The sequence below is a fragment of the Pseudomonas sp. NY5710 genome (genome assembly GCF_013305665.1).
GTDB classification, from domain to species: Bacteria; Pseudomonadota; Gammaproteobacteria; order Pseudomonadales; family Pseudomonadaceae; genus Aquipseudomonas; species Aquipseudomonas juntendi.
This window is the reverse complement of sequence record NZ_CP045554.1, coordinates 4,570,091-4,591,557: the sequence shown is the minus strand read 5'-3', so window position 1 is coordinate 4,591,557 and position 21,467 is coordinate 4,570,091. Positions and strand designations below refer to the sequence as shown.

Below are 21,467 nucleotides of genomic sequence, written 5' to 3'. Positions count from 1 at the left end.
GAACTGGTAGGATGTCGCCGCGCGGGGGCTTGCTCCCGCGTTGGCGTATCTGGAATTCGAGAATTTTTACAGCATCTGTCAGCGGCCCCGGTGGGCGAGGGCAGGTGCTGATGGCGTGGCGCAGATGCCACACGCCCAACAAGGTGCAAATGACCTATGTCCAAGCGTGATTATTATGAGGTTCTGGGTGTCGAGCGCGGCGCCACCGAGGCAGACCTCAAAAAGGCTTATCGCCGTCTGGCGATGAAATACCACCCGGACCGCAACCCGGGCGATAAAGAGTCCGAAGACAAGTTCAAAGAGGCCAACGAGGCCTACGAAGTGCTGTCTGATGCCAGTAAGCGCGCTGCGTTCGACCAGTATGGCCATGCCGGTGTCGACCCGAGCATGGGCGGCGGCGGCCCTGGTTTCGGTGGCGCCAACTTCTCCGACATCTTCGGCGATGTGTTCAGCGACTTCTTCGGCGGTGGCCGTGGTGGCGGACGCGGTGGCGCCCAGCGTGGCAGCGACCTGCGTTACACCCTGGAGCTGAACCTGGAAGAAGCGGTGCGCGGCACTACGGTCAGCATCCGCGTGCCGACCCTGGTCAACTGCCAGCCGTGCGATGGCTCCGGCGCCAAGAAGGGCTCCACCCCGTCGACCTGCCCTACCTGTGGTGGCATTGGCCAGGTCCGCATGCAGCAGGGCTTCTTCTCGGTGCAGCAAACCTGCCCGCGTTGCCATGGCCAGGGCAAGATCATCACCGACCCTTGCACCTCGTGCCACGGCGAAGGCCGCGTCGAGGAATACAAGACCCTGTCGGTCAAGGTGCCGGCCGGTGTCGATACCGGTGACCGTATCCGCCTGTCGGGTGAAGGCGAGGCCGGCACCCATGGTGGCCCGACCGGCGACCTGTATGTGGTGATCAGTGTGCGTGAGCACGAGATCTTCCAGCGTGACGGCAAGCACCTGTACTGCGAAGTGCCGATCAGCTACACCGATGCTGCCCTGGGCGGCGAGCTGGAAGTGCCGACCCTCGATGGCCGCGTGAAGCTGCGTATTCCGGAAGGCACCCAGACCGGCAAGCAGTTCCGTTTGCGCGGCAAGGGTGTGGCGCCGGTGCGCGGTGGTGGTGCCGGTGACCTGCTGTGCCGTGTGGCCGTGGAAACCCCGGTCAACCTCAGCCGCCGTCAGCGCGAACTGCTCGAAGAGCTGCGTGATTCGCTGGAAGGCGACAGCTCGCACTCGCCCAAGGCCAGTGGCTGGTTCGATGGCGTGAAGCGCTTCTTCGGCGATCTCTGACAAGGAAAAGGCTATGCGACGTATTGCAGTGATGGGCGCGGCAGGGCGGATGGGCAAGACCCTCATCGAGGCCGTGCAGCAGCAACCCGGCGCCGGGCTGACGGCGGCGGTCGACCGCCCGGACAGCTCGCTGGTCGGCGCCGATGCCGGTGAACTGGCGGCCCTGGGGCGCATTGGTGTGCTGCTGTCCGACGACCTGGCCAAGGTGGTGGACGAGTTCGACGTGCTGATTGATTTCACCCACCCGTCAGTCACCCTGAAGAACCTGGCGTTCTGCCGCAAGCACGGCAAGGCCATGGTCATCGGTACCACCGGTTTCAGCGTCGAAGAAAAGCAGTTGCTGGCCGAGGCGGGCAAGGACATTCCAATCGTGTTCGCTGCCAACTTCAGCGTCGGCGTCAACCTGAGCCTGAAGTTGCTCGACATGGCGGCACGCGTGCTGGGCGATGATGTGGATATCGAAATCATCGAGGCGCACCACCGCCACAAGGTCGATGCACCTTCGGGTACGGCGTTGCGCATGGGTGAAGTGGTTGCCAATGCGCTGGGCCGCGACTTGCAGGAAGTGGCCGTGTATGGCCGTGAAGGGCAGACCGGCGCGCGCGACCGCAAGACGATCGGCTTTGCCACTGTGCGTGCTGGCGACGTGGTCGGTGATCACACCGTACTGTTCGCTGCAGAAGGCGAGCGCCTGGAGATTACCCACAAGGCCTCCAGCCGCATGACTTTCGCCAAGGGCGCCGTGCGTGCGGCGCTGTGGCTCGACGGGCGTGAGCCTGGTCTGTACGACATGCAGGATGTGCTTGAGCTGCGTTAAGCAGTGAGGCTGTGTTGGCTTTTTCGCGGGCTTGCCCGCTCCCACAGGGTTTGTGCTAGGCCCAGGCCCTGTGGGAGCGGGCAAGCCCGCGAAGAAGCCAACCCATTAGCCAGCCTGTCGCATCGATGTGTTTTAGAGGCACATATGCGGTAGACCGAAAACGCACTTTTCTGTAAGCTACAGCTTTAGTGTGTCCACTAAAAGCGCGCAGCGAATTGAATTCAGCACATGAAAGCGGGGTGACGTGTCCATACGTCACTCCGCTTTTTTGCAACCTGCGATCGCCCTTTCATGCTTGATTTACGGGAGGTCTTCTTGACAAAGCCAGCCATACTCGCCCTTGCCGACGGCAGTATTTTTCGCGGTGAAGCCATTGGTGCCGACGGTCAGACCGTTGGTGAGGTGGTATTCAACACCGCTATGACCGGCTACCAGGAAATCCTTACAGACCCTTCCTACGCGCAGCAAATCGTCACCCTGACCTACCCGCACATCGGCAACACCGGTACCACCCCGGAAGACGCCGAGTCCAACCGCGTATGGTCCGCTGGCCTGGTCATCCGTGACCTGCCGCTGCTGGCCAGCAACTGGCGCAACACCCAGTCGCTGCCGGAGTACCTCAAGGCCAACAACGTGGTTGCCATCGCCGGCATCGACACCCGTCGCCTCACCCGCATCCTGCGTGAGAAGGGCGCCCAGAACGGCTGCATCCTGGCGGGTGACAACATCAGCGAAGAGGCGGCCATCGCCGCTGCCCGTGGCTTCCCGGGCCTCAAGGGCATGGACCTGGCCAAGGTGGTTTCCACCAAGGAACGCTACGAGTGGCGCTCCAGCGTGTGGGAGCTGAAAACCGACAGCCACCCGACCATCGACGCGGCCGACCTGCCCTACCACGTGGTGGCCTTCGACTACGGCGTCAAGCTGAACATTCTGCGCATGCTGGTTGCCCGTGGCTGCCGCGTGACCGTGGTGCCGGCCCAGACCCCGGCCAGCGAAGTGCTGGCGCTCAACCCGGACGGCGTGTTCCTGTCCAACGGCCCTGGCGACCCCGAGCCGTGCGACTACGCCATCCAGGCCATCAAGGAAATCCTCGAAACCGAGATTCCGGTATTCGGCATCTGCCTGGGCCACCAGTTGCTGGCGCTGGCTTCCGGTGCCAAGACCGTGAAAATGGGCCATGGCCACCACGGTGCCAACCACCCGGTGCAAGACCTGGACACCGGCGTGGTCATGATCACCAGCCAGAACCACGGCTTTGCCGTTGACGAAGCCACCCTGCCGGGCAATGTCCGCGCCATCCACAAGTCGCTGTTCGACGGCACCCTGCAGGGTATCGAGCGTACCGACAAGAGCGCGTTCAGCTTCCAGGGCCACCCTGAAGCGAGCCCAGGCCCGACCGACGTCGCGCCACTGTTCGATCGTTTCACCGATGCCATGGCCAAGCGCCGCTGAGCATCCTGCTTCAAGGCCCCGGGCCGGCACACGCCGCGCCCGGCAGCGCCTGACCCAGATTGTTCAAAGCGGCTTGCCGACTGACCCCGGATTTGAGTGACCACCATGCCAAAACGTACAGACATCAAAAGCATCCTGATTCTCGGCGCTGGCCCGATCGTGATCGGCCAGGCCTGTGAATTCGACTACTCCGGCGCCCAGGCTTGCAAAGCCCTGCGCGAGGAAGGTTTCCGCGTCATCCTGGTGAACTCCAACCCAGCCACCATCATGACCGACCCGGCCATGGCCGACGCCACCTACATCGAGCCGATCAAGTGGCAGTCGGTGGCCAAGATCATCGAGAAAGAGCGCCCAGACGCCGTGCTGCCGACCATGGGTGGCCAGACTGCACTGAACTGCGCCCTGGACCTGGAGCGCCACGGCGTTCTGGAGAAGTTCGGCGTAGAGATGATCGGTGCCAACGCCGACACCATCGACAAGGCCGAAGACCGCTCGCGCTTCGACAAGGCGATGAAGGACATCGGCCTGGAGTGCCCGCGTTCGGGTATCGCCCACAGCATGGAAGAGGCCAATGCGGTGCTGGAGAAGCTGGGCTTCCCTTGCATCATCCGCCCGTCGTTCACCATGGGCGGCACTGGCGGCGGTATTGCCTACAACCGTGAAGAATTCGAAGAAATCTGCACCCGTGGCCTGGACCTGTCGCCAACCAAGGAACTGCTGATCGACGAATCGCTGATCGGCTGGAAAGAGTACGAGATGGAGGTGGTCCGCGACAAAAAGGACAACTGCATCATCGTCTGCTCCATCGAGAACTTCGACCCGATGGGCGTGCACACCGGTGACTCGATCACGGTTGCTCCGGCGCAGACCCTGACCGACAAGGAATACCAGATCATGCGCAACGCCTCGCTGGCGGTGCTGCGTGAAATTGGTGTGGAAACCGGCGGTTCCAACGTGCAGTTCGGTATCTGCCCGAACACCGGCCGTATGGTCGTGATCGAGATGAACCCGCGCGTTTCGCGTTCCTCGGCACTGGCGTCCAAGGCTACCGGCTTCCCGATCGCCAAGATCGCCGCCAAGCTGGCCATCGGCTACACCCTCGACGAGCTGCAGAACGACATCACCGGCGGCCGTACCCCGGCCTCCTTCGAGCCGTCGATCGACTACGTGGTCACCAAGCTGCCGCGCTTCGCCTTCGAGAAATTCCCCAAGGCCGACGCCCGCTTGACCACCCAGATGAAGTCCGTGGGTGAAGTCATGGCCATCGGCCGTACCTTCCAGGAGTCCCTGCAGAAAGCCCTGCGTGGCCTGGAAGTCGGCGCTTGCGGCCTCGACCCTAAAGTCGACCTGGCCAGCCCGGAAGCTGCCAGCATCCTCAAGCGCGAGCTGACCGTGCCGGGTGCCGAGCGTATCTGGTATGTCGCCGACGCCATGCGTTCGGGCATGACCTGCGAAGAAATCTTCAATCTGACCGGCATCGACATGTGGTTCCTGGTGCAGATGGAAGACCTGATCAAAGAAGAAGAGAAGGTCAAGACCCTGGCCCTGTCGGCCATCGACAAGGACTACATGCTGCGCCTCAAGCGCAAGGGCTTCTCTGACCAGCGCCTGGCCAAGCTGTTGGGTATTACCGACAAGAACCTGCGCCGCCACCGCCACAAGCTGGAAGTGTTCCCGGTGTACAAGCGCGTCGACACCTGTGCCGCCGAGTTCGCCACCGACACCGCCTACCTGTACTCCACCTATGAGGAAGAGTGCGAGGCCAACCCGTCGACCCGTGACAAGATCATGATCCTGGGCGGTGGCCCGAACCGTATCGGCCAAGGTATCGAGTTCGACTACTGCTGCGTACACGCGGCCCTGGCGCTGCGTGACGACGGTTACGAGACCATCATGGTCAACTGCAACCCGGAAACCGTTTCCACCGACTACGACACCTCCGACCGCCTGTACTTCGAGCCGCTGACCCTGGAAGACGTGCTGGAAGTGTGCCGCGTCGAGAAGCCCAAAGGCGTGATCGTGCACTACGGCGGCCAGACCCCGCTGAAACTGGCGCGCGCCCTGGAAGAGGCCGGTGTGCCGATCATCGGTACCAGCCCGGATGCCATCGACCGCGCCGAAGACCGCGAGCGCTTCCAGCAGATGGTCCAGCGCCTGAACCTGCTGCAGCCGCCGAACGCGACCGTGCGCAGCGAAGAAGAGGCCATTCGTGCCGCCGGCAGCATCGGCTACCCGCTGGTCGTGCGCCCATCCTATGTACTGGGTGGCCGTGCCATGGAGATCGTCTACGAACTGGACGAGCTCAAGCGCTACCTGCGTGAGGCTGTTCAGGTTTCCAACGACAGCCCGGTACTGCTCGACCACTTCCTCAACTGCGCCATCGAAATGGACGTGGATGCGGTGTGCGACGGTACCGACGTGGTCATCGGCGCGATCATGCAGCACATCGAACAGGCCGGCGTTCACTCCGGTGACTCGGCATGCTCGCTGCCACCTTACTCGCTGAGCAAGGGCGTGCAGGACGAAGTGCGCGAACAGGTCAAGAAAATGGCCCTGGAGTTGGGCGTGGTCGGCCTGATGAACGTGCAGCTGGCGCTGCAGGGCGACAAGATCTACGTGATCGAAGTCAACCCGCGTGCATCGCGTACCGTGCCGTTCGTGTCCAAGTGCATCGGCACTTCCCTGGCCATGATCGCGGCCCGCGTCATGGCTGGCAAAACCCTGAAAGAGCTGGGCTTCACTCAGGAAATCATCCCGAACTTCTACAGCGTCAAGGAAGCCGTCTTCCCGTTCGCCAAGTTCCCAGGGGTTGACCCGATCCTCGGCCCTGAGATGAAATCGACCGGTGAGGTCATGGGTGTTGGTGACAGCTTCGGTGAAGCCTTCGCCAAGGCCCAGATGGGTGCCAGCGAAGTGCTGCCTACTGGTGGCACCGCGTTCATCAGCGTGCGTGACGACGACAAGCCACAAGTGGCTGGCGTTGCCCGTGACCTGATCGCCCTGGGCTTCGAAGTGGTTGCTACTGCAGGCACCGCCAAGGTTATCGAGGCGGCTGGCCTGAAAGTGCGCCGCGTGAACAAGGTGACCGAAGGCCGCCCGCACGTGGTCGACATGATCAAGAACGACGAAGTGTCGCTGATCATCAACACCACCGAAGGCCGCCAGTCGATCGCCGACTCCTATTCGATTCGTCGCAATGCGCTGCAGCACAAGATTTACTGCACTACGACCATTGCGGCCGGTGAAGCCATCTGCGAGGCGTTGAAATTCGGTCCCGAGAAGACTGTTCGTCGCCTGCAGGATCTGCATGCAGGACTCAAAGCATGAGCATTACCAAATACCCGATGACCGTCCAGGGCGCTCGCGCCCTGGAAGAGGAGCTGACCTTCCTGAGCAAGACCGAGCGCCCGCGCCTGAGCCAAGCCATTGGTGAAGCGCGTGAGCTGGGCGACCTCAAGGAAAACGCCGAATACCATGCCGCGCGTGAAGAGCAGGGCATGGTCGAGGCGCGTATTCGCGATATTGAAGGCCGCCTGCAGAACTCGGTGGTGATCGACGTCACCACCATCGCTCACACCGGCAAGGTGATTTTCGGCACCACCGTGGTGCTGGCCAACACCGAAACCGATGACGAGGTGACCTACCAGATCGTCGGTGAAGATGAAGCTGACGTGAAACAAGGCAAGCTGTCGAACAGCGCACCGATCGCCCGTGCCATCATTGGCAAGGAAGAAGGTGACACCGTGGTGGTGAAGACCCCAAGCGGTACGGTCGAGTACGAGATTGTCGAAGTCAAACACATCTGACCGGCGCCTGCGGGCGCCATCCCTCGAGGGGATCCTCTGGCAACTGGCCCAGGTGTTCTGGGTCGGTGGCCTGTGGGTGTTCCATGTGGGGCTGGTGCCTGCGCTCAAGGTCAGTGGCCTGGCGCCGCTGCTGGTGCAGGATATCGCCGGGCAGATCGACCGCTGGTTGATCGGCGTGGCGTTGCTTGGCTTGTTGACCCAGCTGGCTGTGCTGGCAAGGGTGGAAGGCCTGGCGGCCTGGTGGCGGCAGTTTCGTGGCCAGATGCTGTTGCTCGGCTTCGGTGCGTGTGTGGGGTACTACACCCTGCGTTACGGCATTTCCGTTGGCGAGCGCTGGCAGATGTTCTGCTTCTTGGTGCTGGGCTTCTCCGGCATCGTGCTGGTAGCCCAGCCGGTGCCGGTCAAAGCCCAGCGCTAGGCGGCTCGAGACCGCTGGGGCCGCTTTGCGGCCTATCGCAGGCAAGCCAGCTCCCACACCGACCGCATCAAGCTCAAGGTATGCGCCGTAATTGTGGGAGCTGGCTTGCCTGCGAAGGGCTGCAAAGCAGCCCCATGCCGTTACTTATAACGGTGAATGTTGGACAGCTGCTTGTTCGGTTGTGGGTTCTTGCGGTAGATCAGGGCTTTCTTGCCGATGGTCTGCACCAGTTCGGCGCGGCCGGCCTTGCACAGCTCGGCGATGGTCTCGGCGCGTTCTTCGCGGTCTTCCGAGCGAATCTCGACCTTGATCAGTTCATGATCGGCCAGTGCGCGTTCCAGCTCGGCGACCACGCCTTCATTCAAACCATTGCCAGCAACGATCAGGACCGGCTTCAGGTCATGACCAATGGACTTGTATTGCTTCTTCTGCTCGTTATTGAGCGGCATAATCTGACCCTTTCCGTCTGATTCTGTAAAATTGACCGGCATTTTACCCGAGGGCCACCGGCTCCGCCCAGTCAATCACGACGCATATCATCGAGGTGCCCCGTGGTACAACGTTCCAAAAGCAGCGCAAACTGGCTGCGAGAGCATTTCAACGATCCTTTTGTGAAACAGGCACAGAAGGACGGCTACCGCTCGCGTGCGAGCTACAAACTGCTGGAGATCCAGGAAAAGGACCGCCTGATCCGCCCCGGCATGAGCGTAATCGACCTGGGTGCGGCCCCGGGCGGGTGGTCGCAGGTGACCAGTCGTCTGATTGGCGGCCAGGGCCGGCTGATCGCTTCGGATATCCTGGAAATGGACTCGATCCCCGACGTTACCTTTATCCAGGGCGATTTCACCGAAGACGCCGTGCTCCAGCAAATCCTCGACGCGGTCGGTGATTCGCACGTGGACCTTGTGATTTCCGACATGGCCCCCAATATGAGTGGTACGCCCGAAGTGGACATGCCACGTGCCATGTTCCTCTGCGAGCTGGCCCTGGACCTGGCAACCCGCGTGCTCAAGCCCGGCGGGGATTTCCTGATCAAGATTTTCCAGGGCGAAGGCTTCGACATGTACCTGAAGGACGTGCGCACCAAGTTCGACAAGGTGCAGATGCGCAAGCCTTCTTCATCGCGGGACCGCTCGCGTGAACAGTACCTGTTGGGCAAAGGTTTCAAAGGCGCTTGAAAGGCGTGAAGCGCGGCGGCCGATAGTTATTTCCAATCGGCCGCGGCGTCAGGATCGTCCGAACTTCGTGTAGTCTAGCTTTCACAAAGGGTTACAGACGGTGCCTGCGGCTGCGTAGGTAATGTAGTAAGTTAGGGCGATGAATATCATGCGAGGCACGGCTGCGTCGTGCGCCGGCCTCAGAGGGTAGCGAATTGAACGACATGGCAAAGAATCTGATCCTGTGGTTGATCATCGCAGCTGTCCTGGTGACAGTGATGAACAACTTCTCCAGCCCTAACGAGCCGCAGACCCTCAACTACTCCGACTTCATCCAGCAGGTCAAGGATGGCAAGGTCGAGCGTGTGACGGTCGACGGCTACATCATTACCGGCAAGCGCTCCGATGGCGACAGCTTCAAGACTGTGCGCCCGGCCATCACCGATAACGGCCTGATCGGCGACCTCGTCGACAACCACGTAGTGGTCGAAGGCAAGCAGCCTGAGCAGCAGAGCATCTGGACGCAGCTGTTGGTCGCAAGCTTCCCGATCCTGGTGATCATCGCCGTGTTCATGTTCTTCATGCGCCAGATGCAGGGCGGTGCCGGCGGTAAAGGCGGGCCGATGAGCTTTGGCAAGAGCAAGGCGCGCCTGCTGTCCGAAGACCAGGTCAAGACGACCCTGGCCGACGTTGCCGGTTGCGACGAGGCCAAGGAAGAAGTTGGCGAGCTGGTGGAGTTCCTGCGTGACCCGGGCAAGTTCCAGCGCCTGGGCGGCCGTATCCCGCGTGGCGTGCTGATGGTGGGCCCGCCCGGTACCGGTAAAACCCTGCTGGCCAAGGCCATTGCCGGTGAGGCAAAAGTCCCGTTCTTCACCATTTCCGGTTCGGACTTCGTTGAAATGTTCGTCGGTGTCGGTGCCAGCCGTGTGCGCGACATGTTCGAACAGGCCAAGAAGCATGCCCCGTGCATCATCTTCATCGACGAGATCGACGCCGTGGGCCGCCACCGTGGTGCCGGCATGGGCGGTGGTCACGACGAGCGTGAGCAAACCCTGAACCAGCTGCTGGTGGAAATGGACGGCTTCGAGATGAACGATGGCATCATCGTCATCGCCGCCACCAACCGCCCGGACGTACTCGACCCGGCGCTGCTGCGCCCCGGCCGTTTCGACCGCCAGGTGGTGGTCGGCCTGCCGGACATCCGCGGCCGCGAGCAGATCCTGAAGGTGCACATGCGCAAGGTGCCGGTCAGCGAGAACGTCAACCCGGCCGTCATCGCGCGGGGTACGCCGGGCTTCTCCGGTGCTGACCTTGCCAACCTGGTCAACGAAGCTTCGCTGTTTGCCGCCCGCTCCAACAAGCGCCTGGTGGAAATGAAGGAGTTCGAGCTGGCCAAGGACAAGATCATGATGGGCGCCGAGCGCAAGACCATGGTCATGTCCGAGAAAGAAAAACGTAACACTGCCTATCACGAGGCGGGCCACGCCATCGTCGGCCGGCTGGTGCCTGAGCACGATCCGGTCTACAAGGTTTCGATCATCCCGCGTGGCCGTGCCCTGGGTGTGACCATGTTCCTGCCGGAAGAGGACCGTTACAGCCTGTCCAAGCGTGCCTTGATCAGCCAGATCTGCTCGCTGTACGGCGGTCGTATTGCCGAAGAGATGACCTTGGGCTTCGACGGGGTTACCACGGGCGCTTCCAACGACATCATGCGTGCCAGCCAGATCGCACGGAACATGGTGACCAAGTGGGGCCTGTCCGAAAAACTCGGTCCGTTGATGTATGCCGAAGAAGAAGGCGAGGTGTTCCTGGGCCGCAGCGCTGCCAGCCAGCACGCCAGCGTTTCCGGCGAAACCGCCAAGCTGATCGACTCCGAGGTGCGCAGCATCATTGACCAGTGCTACGCCACGGCCAAGCAGTTGCTGGTTGAAAACCGCGACAAGCTCGAAGCAATGACCGAAGCACTGATGAAGTATGAGACCATTGATGCCGATCAGATCGACGACATCATGGCTGGGCGTACGCCACGCGAGCCGCGTGACTGGGACGATGATACGGATTCGGGCACGCCTGCTGCCCAGAACGATCGTCCGGAATCGCCGATTGGCGGCCCGGCAGCTCAACACTAAGGGCATCTATGAGCTCAGTGCAGTACCCGACCCGGTTGCCTTGCGGCAACCGGGTTCTTGATTTGTCACGTACCCATGTCATGGGTATCCTCAATATCACCCCCGATTCCTTTTCCGATGGCGGGCGCTTCAACCAGCGCGACGAGGCCTTGCGCCATGCCGAAGCGATGGTTGCCGCCGGCGCCACGTTGATCGACATCGGTGGTGAGTCCACCCGGCCTGGGGCTCGCGCCGTTTCGGTCACCGAGGAGCTCGAGCGTGTGGCGCCCATGGTCGAGGCGATCAACAGTCGCCTGGATGTGGTCATCTCCGTCGATACCTCAACCCCGGCCGTCATGCGTGAGTCTGCGCGCCTGGGCGCCGGGTTGATCAACGACGTGCGTGGCCTGGAGCGCGACGGCGCCCTGGATGCCGCTGCCGCCACCGGCCTGCCGGTGTGCCTGATGCACATGCGTGGCGAGCCGGGCAACATGCAGGACGACCCGCACTACGACAACGTGACTGCCGATGTTGCCCGGTATCTGCAGCAGCGCATGGCGGCCTGCGCATCGGCCGGTATTGATGAACACCGCATCATTCTTGACCCGGGCTTCGGTTTCGCCAAAACGCTGGCGCACAACCTGAGCCTGTTCAAGCACATGGAAACGCTCCATCGTCTTGGGCGCCCACTCCTGGTGGGGGTCTCGCGAAAGAGCATGATCGGCCTGACGCTGGAACGTCCGGTCGACGAGCGCCTGTACGGCAGCCTGGCACTGGCGGCCCTGGCCATGACCAAGGGCGCGAGCATCCTGCGTGTCCACGACGTGGCCGAAACGGTCGATGTGGTGCGCATGATCGCTGCGGTACAAGGCGCCGAATAAGAACATTGGAGTCCCTATGAGCAGAAAATACTTTGGTACCGACGGCATTCGTGGCCGCGTCGGCGAATACCCGATCACCCCGGACTTCATGCTGAAGCTGGGTTGGGCGGCCGGCATGGCCTTCCGCAAGCTCGGCCACTGCCGGGTGCTGGTGGGCAAGGACACGCGTATCTCCGGCTACATGTTCGAGTCTGCCCTCGAAGCCGGCCTGTCGGCGGCAGGGGCTGATGTGATGCTGCTGGGGCCGATGCCAACACCGGCCATCGCCTACCTCACGCGTACCTTCCACGCCGAAGCCGGTATTGTCATCAGCGCCTCGCACAACCCGCATGACGACAACGGCATCAAGTTCTTCTCGGGCCAGGGCACCAAGCTGCCGGACGACGTCGAACTGATGATCGAGGAACTGCTCGATCAGCCGATGACCGTGGTCGAGTCGAGCAAGCTGGGCAAGGTGTCGCGTATCAACGATGCTGCTGGCCGCTATATCGAGTTCTGCAAGAGCAGCGTACCGAGCAGCACCAGTTTTGAAGGCCTCAAGCTGGTGGTCGATTGCGCCCATGGTGCCACCTACAAGGTTGCGCCAAGCGTGTTCCGTGAGCTGGGTGCCGATGTCACTGTGCTGCATGCCCAGCCCGACGGGTTGAACATCAACGAAAACTGCGGCTCGACCCATATCGAATCGCTGCAGGCAGCGGTGCTGGTCGGGCATGCCGATCTTGGTATCGCCTTCGACGGTGACGGCGACCGCGTACTGATGGTCGACCACACCGGGGCGATCGTCGATGGCGACGAGTTGCTGTTCATCATTGCCCGCGACCTGCAGGAGCGTGGCAAGCTCCAGGGCGGGGTAGTGGGTACGCTGATGAGCAACCTGGGCCTGGAGCTGGCGCTCAAGGACCTGGATATCCCCTTCGTGCGGGCCAAGGTCGGTGACCGTTATGTGATGGCCGAGCTGCTGGAGCGTGAGTGGCTGGTGGGCGGCGAAAACTCGGGCCACGTGGTGTGCTGCAACTACACCACTACCGGTGACGCGATCATTGCCGCGTTGCAGGTGCTGATGGCGCTCAAGCGCCGCGGCGAGGGCCTGGCCCAGGCCCGTCAGGCCCTGCGCAAATGCCCGCAGGTGCTGATCAATGTGCGCTTTGGCGGCAGCAAGGTCGACCCGCTGCAGCACCCGGCCGTGCAGGAAGCCAGCGCCAAGGTCACCGAGGCGCTGGCGGGGCGCGGGCGAGTATTGTTGCGCAAGTCCGGCACCGAGCCGCTGGTGCGGGTAATGGTCGAAGGCGAGGACGAAGCGCAGGTGCGTTGCCATGCCGAAGCCCTGGCCAAACTGGTTGGCGAAGTTTGTGTCTGAAGGCGCTTGCCAGCGCAGATCTGGTTGGGTAAGATCTGCGCCCACTTTGACCGACGAGGTAAAGCATGCGTCGCCCTATGGTAGCTGGTAACTGGAAGATGCACGGTACCCGCGCTAGCGTCGCTGAGCTGACCGAAGGCTTGAGCAATCTCGCCTTGCCGAGCGGAGTGGAAGTCGCAGTATTTCCACCGGCCTTGTTCATCAATCAAGTGATCGATGGCCTGGCAGGTAAAGAAATTACTGTCGGTGCACAGAATTCTGCTGTACAACCCGAACAGGGTGCGCTGACCGGGGAAGTTGCTCCCGAGCAGCTGGTTGAAGCAGGTTGCAAGTTGGTGTTGATTGGCCATTCCGAGCGTCGCCAGATCATTGGCGAAACCGACGAAGTGCTGAATCGCAAGTTTGCAGCGGCCCAGGCCAAAGGTTTGAAGCCAGTGCTTTGCATAGGGGAAACCCTGGAAGAGCGCGAGGCAGGCAAAACGCTCGAAGTTGTCGGGCGTCAATTAAGCAGTATCATCGAAGCATTCGGTGTTAGGGCTTTTGCCAATGCAGTAATTGCCTATGAGCCTGTATGGGCCATCGGCACTGGCCTTACGGCCACGCCACAGCAGGCCCAGGATGTGCACGCCGCCATCCGCGGCCAGCTGGCGGCAGAAGATGCTGAAGTGGCTGCGAAGGTGCAGTTGCTCTACGGCGGCAGCGTGAAGGCGGCCAATGCGGCCGAACTGTTCGGCATGCCGGATATCGATGGGGGGCTCATTGGTGGAGCGTCCCTGAACGCAGACGAATTCGGTGCAATTTGTCGCGCCGCAGGAAACTGAACAAATGCTGGAAACAGTCATCGTTGTTTTTCATCTGTTGGCAGCGCTTTCGCTAGTAGTGCTGGTACTGTTGCAACAGGGTAAAGGTGCTGAAGCAGGTGCATCTTTCGGCGCGGGTGCTTCTAATACCGTGTTCGGGAGCCAAGGCTCTGCAACGTTCCTAAGTAAATTAACTGCTATACTCGCTGCCACTTTCTTTTTGACAGCACTTGGGTTAGGATACTTCGCGAAGCAACAAGCTCACCAGCTTAGCCAAGCAGGTCTTCCAGATCCAGCAGTGCTAGAAGTGAAAGAGCCGCAAAAACCGGCAGTCAATGATGATGTACCGGTGCTCCAACAGCAGCAGAAGAGCGAAGCCACTCCTAACACGGGTGATGTACCTCCTCCGGCAGAAGAGCAGAAGTAACGGGTTTCAAGTAGTATTGCCGAGGTGGTGGAATTGGTAGACACGCAACCTTGAGGTGGTTGTGCCCATAGGGTGTAGGGGTTCGAGTCCCCTTCTCGGTACCAATTGAAGCTTGAGAGCCCGCTTTAGCGGGCTTTCTTGCAGGTGAAGGTTTGGATTTGACCCTCAGCAGGGTTCGGTCTTATACTTTCGCCCCAGCTTTGTCGCGGGGTGGAGCAGCTTGGTAGCTCGTCGGGCTCATAACCCGAAGGTCGTTGGTTCAAATCCAGCCCCCGCAACCAGCTTCAGCGGAGCCCCTTTTCAGGGGCTTTTTGCTAACCGAACAGTTTCGGCGTCGTTGTCCAACGGCGCTTTCAGGGATGGGCGCTTTGCCCATTTTTTATTTGCACAGCATGCACGAGGGGGTTCAGGTGTCGAGCAAGCTAGAACAGTTGCAGGCCTTGTTGGCCCCGGTTGTCGAGGGTCTGGGCTATCAATGCTGGGGGATCGAGTTCGTTTCCCAGGGTAAGCATTCGGTATTGCGCATCTACATCGACAAGGAAGGCGGTATTCTGGTGGACGATTGCGAAGCAGTCAGCCGTCAGGCCAGCGCAATCCTCGATGTGGAAGATCCAATCAGCAGTGAATACACCCTCGAGGTGTCTTCTCCAGGCATGGATCGCCCACTGTTCACTCTGGAACAGTTTGCCTCGCATGCCGGCGAACAAGTGAAGATCAAGCTGCGCTCACCCTTCGAGGGTCGTCGTAACTTCCAGGGCCTTCTCCGCGGTGTGGAGGAGCAGGACGTGGTGGTCCAGGTGGACAACCAGGAATTCCTTCTGCCGATCGATTCGATCGACAAGGCCAATATTATTCCCAGTTTTGACTGAGACGTGCCGGGCCCGGCGGACTATCCGGGCCCAATGGCTTGCGCAAGGCGAGGCGTACGATGAGCAAAGAAGTACTGCTGGTTGTTGAATCGGTATCCAACGAAAAAGGTGTACCGCCCGGCGTCATTTTCGAAGCGCTGGAGGTGGCCCTGGCCACTGCAACCAAAAAACGTTTTGAAGACGAAGTCGATCTGCGTGTGGAAATCAACCGCCACACCGGTAGCTACGAGACCTTCCGTCGCTGGACCGTGGTCGATGAAGCCGATTTGGACGACCCGGCGATCGAGACCTGGCTGGACAAGATCAAGGACACCCACCCTGAAGCCAAGGTAGGTGACGTGATCGAAGAGAAGATCGAGTCCATCGAATTTGGTCGCATCGCCGCCCAGACCGCCAAGCAGGTCATCGTGCAGAAGGTCCGCGAGGCCGAGCGTGCCCAGGTGGTCGATGCCTACCGCGAACGCGTTGGCGAAATCATCTCCGGTACCGTAAAAAAGGTTACCCGCGACAACGTTATCGTTGACCTGGGCAACAACGCCGAGGCCCTGTTGGCCCGCGAAGACATCATCCCCCGCGAAACCTTCCGTGTTGGCGTGCGCCTGCGTGCGCTGCTGAAGGAAATTCGCACTGAAAACCGTGGCCCTCAGCTGATCCTGTCGCGCACCGCGCCGCAGATGCTGATCGAGCTTTTCCGCATTGAAGTGCCGGAAATTGCCGAGGGCCTGATCGAAGTCATGGCTGCTTCCCGTGACCCGGGTTCGCGAGCCAAGATCGCCGTCCGCTCCAAGGACAAGCGTATCGACCCGCAAGGTGCCTGTATCGGCATGCGTGGTTCGCGCGTCCAAGCTGTATCCGGGGAGCTGGGTGGTGAGCGTGTGGATATCGTCCTGTGGGACGATAACCCGGCGCAGTTCGTCATCAACGCCATGTCGCCGGCTGAAGTCGCGGCGATCATCGTTGATGAAGATGCCCATGCCATGGACATCGCCGTCGCCGAGGACAACCTGGCCCAGGCCATTGGCCGTGGCGGTCAGAACGTTCGTCTTGCCAGTCAGTTGACCGGCTGGACCTTGAACGTGATGACCGAGAAGGACATCCAGGCCAAGCAACAGGCCGAAACCGGTGACATCCTGCGCAATTTCATTGATGAACTGGAAGTCGACGAGGAGCTGGCCCAAGTGCTGGTCGACGAAGGCTTCACCAGCCTCGAAGAAATTGCCTACGTACCGTTGGAAGAAATGCTCAACATCGATGGCTTTGACGAAGATATCGTCAATGAGCTCCGCGCTCGAGCCAAGGACCGTTTGTTGACCAAGGCCATCGCTACCGAAGAAAAACTGGCAGACGCCCACCCGGCTGAAGACCTGCTCTCCCTCGAGGGCATGGACAAGGACCTGGCGGCTGAACTGGCGGTGCGCGGCGTGGTTAACCGCGAAGACCTGGCCGAGCAGTCGATCGACGATCTGCTCGACATCGACGGCATCGACGAAGAGCGTGCCGGCAAGTTGATCATGGCCGCCCGAGCCCACTGGTTCGAGTAATTAGGCGCGGCCTGAGGAGAGAAGTGCATGACGCAAGTCACGGTGAAAGAACTGGCCCAAGAGGTCGAGGCACCGGTAGAGCGCCTGCTGCAGCAGATGCGTGAGGCAGGTCTGCCGCACACCGACGCCGGTCAGGTAGTGACCGATAATGAGAAGCAGACCCTGCTGACTCATTTGAAAAGCAGCCACAAGAGCAAGGCGGAAGAGCCGCGCAAGATTACCTTGCAGCGCAAAACCACCAGCACCCTGCGTGTCGCCGGTAGCAAGAGCATCAGCGTAGAAGTACGCAAGAAGAAAGTTTTCGTGCAGCGCAGCCCGGAAGAAATCCAGGCTGAGCAGAAGCGTGAGCTGGAAGAGCGCCGTGCGGCCGAAAACGCCGCGCGCGACAAGGTCGAGGCCGAAGTTCGCCAGCGCAACGAGGAACAGGCTCGCCGTCAGGCTGCCGATACCGCAGCAGCAGCCCCGGCGCCTGCGGCCAAGCCAGAGCCGGCTCCTGCCGCTGCCCCGGCCCCGGTCGTCGCCGACGCGCCAGCCTCCGAAGACGCTGCAGCCCGTGCTGCCGAGCGCAAGAAGGACGAGACCCGTCGCAACGAGAGCCGTACCCGTGATGACGACCGTCGTCGTGGCGAAGCCCCTCGTGTGTCGATCAAGGTCAAGGTCAAGGAGAAGGAAAAGGCTCCAACGCCACGTGCCGCTCCGCGTACCACCGATGAAGAGAGCGACGGCGCCCGTCGTGGTCGTGGTGGCAAGAGCAAGCTGAAGAAGCGTAACCAGCACGGCTTCCAGAACCCGACCGGTCCAGTCATCCGTGACGTGACCATCGGCGAGACCATCACCGTCTCCGAACTGGCCCAGCAGATGTCGGTCAAGGCCGCTGAAGTGGTCAAGTTCATGTTCAAGATGGGTACCCCGGTCACCATCAACCAGGTGCTCGACCAGGAAACTGCTCAGCTGATCGCTGAAGAGCTGGGCCACAAGGTCACGCTGATCAGCGACACCGCGCTGGAAGATTCCCTGGCCGAATCGCTGAAGTTCGAAGGCCAGGCCGAGTCCCGCGCGCCGGTGGTTACCGTCATGGGTCACGTTGACCATGGCAAGACCTCGCTGCTCGACTACATCCGTCGTGCCAAGGTTGCTGCTGGCGAAGCCGGTGGCATTACCCAGCACATCGGTGCCTACCACGTGGAAACCGACCGCGGCATGGTCACCTTCCTCGATACCCCGGGCCACGCTGCGTTCACCCAGATGCGTGCCCGTGGTGCCAAGGCGACCGACATCGTCATCCTGGTGGTGGCGGCGGACGACGGCGTAATGCCGCAAACCCGCGAAGCGGTTCAGCATGCCAAGGCAGCTGGCGTTCCGCTGGTGGTTGCAGTGAACAAGATCGACAAACCGGGTGCTGACCTCGATCGTATCCGTAACGAACTGGCCGTCGAAGGCGTTACCTCCGAGGACTGGGGTGGTGACACGCCATTCGTCAAGGTATCGGCGAAGATGGGTACCGGTGTCGACGAGCTGCTCGAAGCCGTGCTGCTGCAGGCCGAGATCCTCGAACTGACCGCTACGCCGACTGCACCTGGTCGTGGCGTGGTCGTCGAATCGCGCCTGGACAAGGGCCGCGGCCCGGTCGCGACCATCCTGGTTCAGGACGGTACGCTGCGTCAGGGCGACATGGTGCTGTGCGGTTCCAACTATGGCCGCGTGCGTGCCATGCTCGACGAGAACGGCAAGCCTGTGAAAGAAGCCGGCCCGTCGATCCCGGTCGAGATCCTTGGCCTGGACGGTACCCCGGAAGCCGGTGACGAGCTGTCCGTGGTTGCCGACGAGAAGAAAGCCCGCGAAGTTGCCATGTTCCGTCAAGGCAAGTACCGCGAGGTCAAGCTGGCCCGCGCTCACGCCGGCAAGCTGGAAAACATCTTCGAGACCATGGGTCAGGAAGAGAAGAAAACCCTCAACATCGTGCTCAAGACCGATGTACGTGGTTCTCTCGAGGCGCTGCAGGGTTCGCTTGGCGGCCTGGGCAACGACGAAGTGCAAGTGCGCGTGATTGGTGGTGGCGTCGGTGGTATCACCGAGAGCGATGCCAACCTGGCGCTGGCTTCGAACGCTGTACTGTTCGGCTTCAACGTGCGTGCCGATGCCGGTGCGCGCAAGATCGTCGAGCAGGAAGGTCTGGATATGCGTTACTACAACGTGATCTACGACATCATCGAAGACGTCAAGAAGGCCCTGACCGGCATGCTCGGCAGCGATGTTCGCGAGAACATCCTGGGTGTTGCCGAAGTGCGTGACGTGTTCCGTTCGCCGAAATTCGGCGCCATCGCTGGCTGTATGGTCATCGAGGGTACCGTGTACCGCAACCGTCCGATCCGCGTACTGCGCGACGACGTTGTGATCTTCGAAGGCGAGCTGGAATCGCTGCGTCGCTTCAAGGACGACGCCTCCGAAGTGCGTTCGGGCATGGAGTGCGGTATTGGCGTCAAGAGCTACAACGACGTCAAGGTCGGCGACAAGATCGAAGTCTTCGAGAAAGTCCAGGTGGCTCGTACCCTTTAAGGGCGAGCGAGCCGCAAGCGCCCTTTGCAGGGCGGCTTGCGGTACCTCTTCAGGTAGCGCCCGGTCAGGCTCAGGTCTGCCCGGGCGTTTGCCGCTTTAAGTTACAGGTAGCAAGAATGGCCAAAGAATATAGCCGTACCCAACGTATTGGCGATCAGATGCAGCGCGAGCTGGCCGAGCTGATCCGTCGCGAAGTCAAAGACCCGCGTGTCGGCCTGGTGACCATCACCGCCGTGGACGTCAGCCGCGACCTGGGCCATGCCAAGGTGTTCATCACCGTCATGGGCGAAGAAACCCCGGACGCGGTGCAGCAGTCGCTCAAGGCACTCAACAGCGCTGCCAGCTTCCTGCGCCTGCACCTGGGGCGTTCGATGCAACTGCGCAGCGTGCCGCAACTGCACTTCCACTTCGATGAAAGTGTCAGCCGCGGTGTGCACCTGTCGGCGCTGATCGAGCGTGCAGTGGCCGAAGACCGCATGCACAAGGAAGCCGACGAGCCGGACACCAAGGAGTAAGCGGTGGCCCAGGTCAAACGTATCCGCCGCAACGTCAGCGGCATCATCCTGCTGGACAAGCCGCTGGGCTTCACCTCCAATGCCGCCCTGCAGAAAGTACGCTGGCTGCTGAATGCGGAAAAGGCCGGCCACACCGGTAGCCTCGACCCGCTGGCAACCGGCGTGCTGCCGTTGTGCTTTGGCGAGGCGACCAAGTTTTCGCAGTACTTGCTCGATTCCGACAAGGGCTACGAAACGGTCATGCAGCTGGGGCAGACTACCAACACCGGCGATGCCGAAGGTGAGGTTCTGCAGACCCGCGAGGTGACCGTTGGTCGCGCCGATATCGAGGCAGTGCTGCCGCGTTTTCGCGGCCCTATCAGCCAGATACCGCCGATGTACTCGGCACTCAAGCGTGATGGCCAGCCGCTGTACAAGCTGGCACGTGCAGGAGAGGTAGTGGAGCGCGAGGCGCGTTCTGTTACTATTGGCCGCTTGGAGTTGCTCGAGTGCGAAGGCACCCGTGCACGGTTGAGCGTAGGTTGCAGCAAAGGCACCTATATCCGCACCCTGGTGGAGGATATCGGTGAGGCTTTGGGCTGCGGCGCCTATGTTGCCGAGCTGCGCAGGACCCAGGCCGGGCCCTTCGCGCTGGCACAGACGGTGACCCTCGAAGCGCTCGAACAGGCTCATGCCGAAGGCGGCAACGAAGCGCTGGACCGCTTCCTGATGCCCTCGGACAGCGGCCTGCAGGACTGGCCAATGGTCAGCCTGTCCGAACACAGTGCGTTCTACTGGCTGCATGGGCAGGCGGTACGCGCGCCGGACGCGCCACAATTTGGCATGGTCCGGGTACAGGATCATAATGCGCGCTTCATCGGTATCGGTGAAGTGAGCGAAGACGGGCGCATTGCGCCACGTCGGCTTATTCGGTCGGAATGACCGAAACCGCGGGGCCAGGCAATTGCCGAACCCCACGGCTGCAAGGGTGGCTGTCAGTAGGCACGGTCACACCTTTTTTATTAATACAGGGATTTGTCCCTGGCCTATTGGACCCCGCGTGCGGGATCCGTTATCAGGAGAAGCCAAATGGCCCTCAGCGTTGAAGAAAAAGCTAAGATCGTTGCCGAATATCAGCAAGCCGCCGGCGATACCGGTAGCCCGGAAGTGCAGGTTGCTCTGCTGACCCACAACATCAACAAGCTGCAAGGCCACTTCAAGGCCAACGATAAAGACCACCACTCCCGTCGTGGTCTGATCCGTATGGTTAACCAGCGTCGTAAGCTGCTGGACTACCTGAAGGGCAAAGACACCACTCGTTACAGCGCCCTGATCGGTCGCCTGGGCCTGCGTCGCTAATAGCGGCCTGGTCAGTGGTGTGCATGGCGTGTCGCAGGCTTCGGCTTTGCTGTTTCGCAGCAGGGTCGTCGGGCACGCCACGCGTATCTCCGAGGTTGGCAGCCTGGTTGAGCTGAGCGGTTTACCGCGCAGCGGCCAGGCTCC

19 protein-coding genes and 2 tRNA genes are annotated in these 21,467 nt (G+C 61.2%); 20 read left to right on the top strand and 1 reads right to left on the bottom strand.

The features are described from left to right. The first annotated feature begins 156 nt into the window (after window positions 1-156). From dnaJ to GEV39_RS21125, 6 genes are all read left to right on the top strand, one after another. Window positions 157-1,281 (top strand): molecular chaperone DnaJ, encoded by a 1,125-nt coding sequence (gene dnaJ, locus GEV39_RS21150; RefSeq protein ID WP_009685335.1) that lies wholly within the window; start codon window positions 157-159, stop codon window positions 1,279-1,281. 13 nt (window positions 1,282-1,294) lie between these two features. Beyond that, complete coding sequence (gene dapB, locus GEV39_RS21145) at window positions 1,295-2,098, top strand: 4-hydroxy-tetrahydrodipicolinate reductase (protein ID WP_173891111.1); 804 nt, start codon at window positions 1,295-1,297, stop codon at window positions 2,096-2,098. A 315-nt stretch (window positions 2,099-2,413) separates the two neighbouring features. After that, the gene (gene carA / locus GEV39_RS21140; RefSeq protein WP_003249935.1) at window positions 2,414-3,550 is read left to right on the top strand and encodes a glutamine-hydrolyzing carbamoyl-phosphate synthase small subunit; all 1,137 of its coding nucleotides are present in this window, start codon (window positions 2,414-2,416) and stop codon (window positions 3,548-3,550) included. A 105-nt stretch (window positions 3,551-3,655) separates the two neighbouring features. Beyond that, complete coding sequence (gene carB, locus GEV39_RS21135) at window positions 3,656-6,877, top strand: carbamoyl-phosphate synthase large subunit (RefSeq protein ID WP_029885745.1); 3,222 nt, start codon at window positions 3,656-3,658, stop codon at window positions 6,875-6,877. After that, entirely contained in the window at window positions 6,874-7,356 is a 483-nt protein-coding gene (gene greA, locus GEV39_RS21130) for a transcription elongation factor GreA (protein WP_081016656.1), read from the top strand. Before carB ends, greA begins: the two co-directional genes overlap by 4 nt. Then, window positions 7,334-7,774, top strand: coding sequence for an MFS transporter (locus tag GEV39_RS21125; protein ID WP_173891110.1), 441 nt, complete (start codon window positions 7,334-7,336; stop codon window positions 7,772-7,774). The genes greA and GEV39_RS21125 overlap by 23 nt, the downstream gene beginning before the upstream one ends. Window positions 7,775-7,914: 140 nt before the next feature. On the opposite strand, the gene yhbY is transcribed toward GEV39_RS21125, so the two are convergent. Beyond that, window positions 7,915-8,223 (bottom strand): ribosome assembly RNA-binding protein YhbY, encoded by a 309-nt coding sequence (gene yhbY, locus GEV39_RS21120; protein WP_173891109.1) that lies wholly within the window; start codon window positions 8,221-8,223, stop codon window positions 7,915-7,917. Between the two features lie 102 nt (window positions 8,224-8,325). On the opposite strand from yhbY, the gene rlmE reads away from it, so the two are divergent. The 14 genes from rlmE to rpsO all read left to right on the top strand — a co-directional run bounded on the left by rlmE (window position 8,326) and on the right by rpsO (window position 21,323). Then, window positions 8,326-8,952, top strand: coding sequence for a 23S rRNA (uridine(2552)-2'-O)-methyltransferase RlmE (rlmE, locus tag GEV39_RS21115; protein WP_009685342.1), 627 nt, complete (start codon window positions 8,326-8,328; stop codon window positions 8,950-8,952). A 203-nt stretch (window positions 8,953-9,155) separates the two neighbouring features. Next, window positions 9,156-11,060, top strand: coding sequence for an ATP-dependent zinc metalloprotease FtsH (ftsH, locus tag GEV39_RS21110; RefSeq protein WP_173891108.1), 1,905 nt, complete (start codon window positions 9,156-9,158; stop codon window positions 11,058-11,060). Between the two features lie 8 nt (window positions 11,061-11,068). Next, window positions 11,069-11,920, top strand: coding sequence for a dihydropteroate synthase (gene folP / locus GEV39_RS21105; protein ID WP_173891107.1), 852 nt, complete (start codon window positions 11,069-11,071; stop codon window positions 11,918-11,920). 16 nt (window positions 11,921-11,936) lie between these two features. Then, window positions 11,937-13,277, top strand: a complete 1,341-nt coding sequence (glmM, locus tag GEV39_RS21100; RefSeq protein ID WP_173891106.1) for a phosphoglucosamine mutase — start codon at window positions 11,937-11,939, stop codon at window positions 13,275-13,277. 65 nt (window positions 13,278-13,342) lie between these two features. Beyond that, a complete protein-coding gene (gene tpiA / locus GEV39_RS21095; protein WP_173891105.1) occupies window positions 13,343-14,098 on the top strand; it encodes a triose-phosphate isomerase in 756 nt (251 codons plus the stop codon). 4 nt (window positions 14,099-14,102) lie between these two features. Then, window positions 14,103-14,504: a preprotein translocase subunit SecG gene (gene secG / locus GEV39_RS21090; protein WP_009685347.1), complete on the top strand. Its 402-nt coding sequence runs from the start codon at window positions 14,103-14,105 to the stop codon at window positions 14,502-14,504. 18 nt (window positions 14,505-14,522) lie between these two features. Then, window positions 14,523-14,608, top strand: a tRNA-Leu gene (locus GEV39_RS21085). Window positions 14,609-14,708: 100 nt separating this feature from the next. Then, a tRNA-Met gene (locus tag GEV39_RS21080) sits at window positions 14,709-14,785 on the top strand. A 129-nt stretch (window positions 14,786-14,914) separates the two neighbouring features. Next, window positions 14,915-15,373, top strand: coding sequence for a ribosome maturation factor RimP (gene rimP / locus GEV39_RS21075; protein ID WP_009685348.1), 459 nt, complete (start codon window positions 14,915-14,917; stop codon window positions 15,371-15,373). A 59-nt stretch (window positions 15,374-15,432) separates the two neighbouring features. Then, a complete protein-coding gene (nusA, locus tag GEV39_RS21070; protein ID WP_009685349.1) occupies window positions 15,433-16,914 on the top strand; it encodes a transcription termination factor NusA in 1,482 nt (493 codons plus the stop codon). A gap of 27 nt (window positions 16,915-16,941) precedes the next feature. Beyond that, window positions 16,942-19,470 (top strand): translation initiation factor IF-2, encoded by a 2,529-nt coding sequence (gene infB / locus GEV39_RS21065; protein ID WP_154211612.1) that lies wholly within the window; start codon window positions 16,942-16,944, stop codon window positions 19,468-19,470. A gap of 116 nt (window positions 19,471-19,586) precedes the next feature. Further along, window positions 19,587-19,985 (top strand): 30S ribosome-binding factor RbfA, encoded by a 399-nt coding sequence (rbfA, locus tag GEV39_RS21060; protein WP_009685351.1) that lies wholly within the window; start codon window positions 19,587-19,589, stop codon window positions 19,983-19,985. 3 nt (window positions 19,986-19,988) lie between these two features. Beyond that, complete coding sequence (gene truB, locus GEV39_RS21055) at window positions 19,989-20,906, top strand: tRNA pseudouridine(55) synthase TruB (RefSeq protein ID WP_009685352.1); 918 nt, start codon at window positions 19,989-19,991, stop codon at window positions 20,904-20,906. 147 nt (window positions 20,907-21,053) lie between these two features. Then, entirely contained in the window at window positions 21,054-21,323 is a 270-nt protein-coding gene (gene rpsO, locus GEV39_RS21050; RefSeq protein WP_009685353.1) for a 30S ribosomal protein S15, read from the top strand. Window positions 21,324-21,467 lie beyond the last annotated feature (144 nt).

Coding starts and splice junctions, on each gene's coding strand:
- dnaJ (WP_009685335.1), top strand. CDS start 157: ATGTCCAAGCGTGATTATTATGAGGTTCTGGGTGTCGAGCGCGGCGCC.
- dapB (WP_173891111.1), top strand. CDS start 1,295: ATGCGACGTATTGCAGTGATGGGCGCGGCAGGGCGGATGGGCAAGACC.
- carB (WP_029885745.1), top strand. CDS start 3,656: ATGCCAAAACGTACAGACATCAAAAGCATCCTGATTCTCGGCGCTGGC.
- greA (WP_081016656.1), top strand. CDS start 6,874: ATGAGCATTACCAAATACCCGATGACCGTCCAGGGCGCTCGCGCCCTG.
- yhbY (WP_173891109.1), bottom strand. CDS start 8,223: ATGCCGCTCAATAACGAGCAGAAGAAGCAATACAAGTCCATTGGTCAT.
- ftsH (WP_173891108.1), top strand. CDS start 9,156: ATGGCAAAGAATCTGATCCTGTGGTTGATCATCGCAGCTGTCCTGGTG.
- folP (WP_173891107.1), top strand. CDS start 11,069: ATGAGCTCAGTGCAGTACCCGACCCGGTTGCCTTGCGGCAACCGGGTT.
- glmM (WP_173891106.1), top strand. CDS start 11,937: ATGAGCAGAAAATACTTTGGTACCGACGGCATTCGTGGCCGCGTCGGC.
- tpiA (WP_173891105.1), top strand. CDS start 13,343: ATGCGTCGCCCTATGGTAGCTGGTAACTGGAAGATGCACGGTACCCGC.
- secG (WP_009685347.1), top strand. CDS start 14,103: ATGCTGGAAACAGTCATCGTTGTTTTTCATCTGTTGGCAGCGCTTTCG.
- nusA (WP_009685349.1), top strand. CDS start 15,433: ATGAGCAAAGAAGTACTGCTGGTTGTTGAATCGGTATCCAACGAAAAA.
- infB (WP_154211612.1), top strand. CDS start 16,942: ATGACGCAAGTCACGGTGAAAGAACTGGCCCAAGAGGTCGAGGCACCG.
- rbfA (WP_009685351.1), top strand. CDS start 19,587: ATGGCCAAAGAATATAGCCGTACCCAACGTATTGGCGATCAGATGCAG.
- rpsO (WP_009685353.1), top strand. CDS start 21,054: ATGGCCCTCAGCGTTGAAGAAAAAGCTAAGATCGTTGCCGAATATCAG.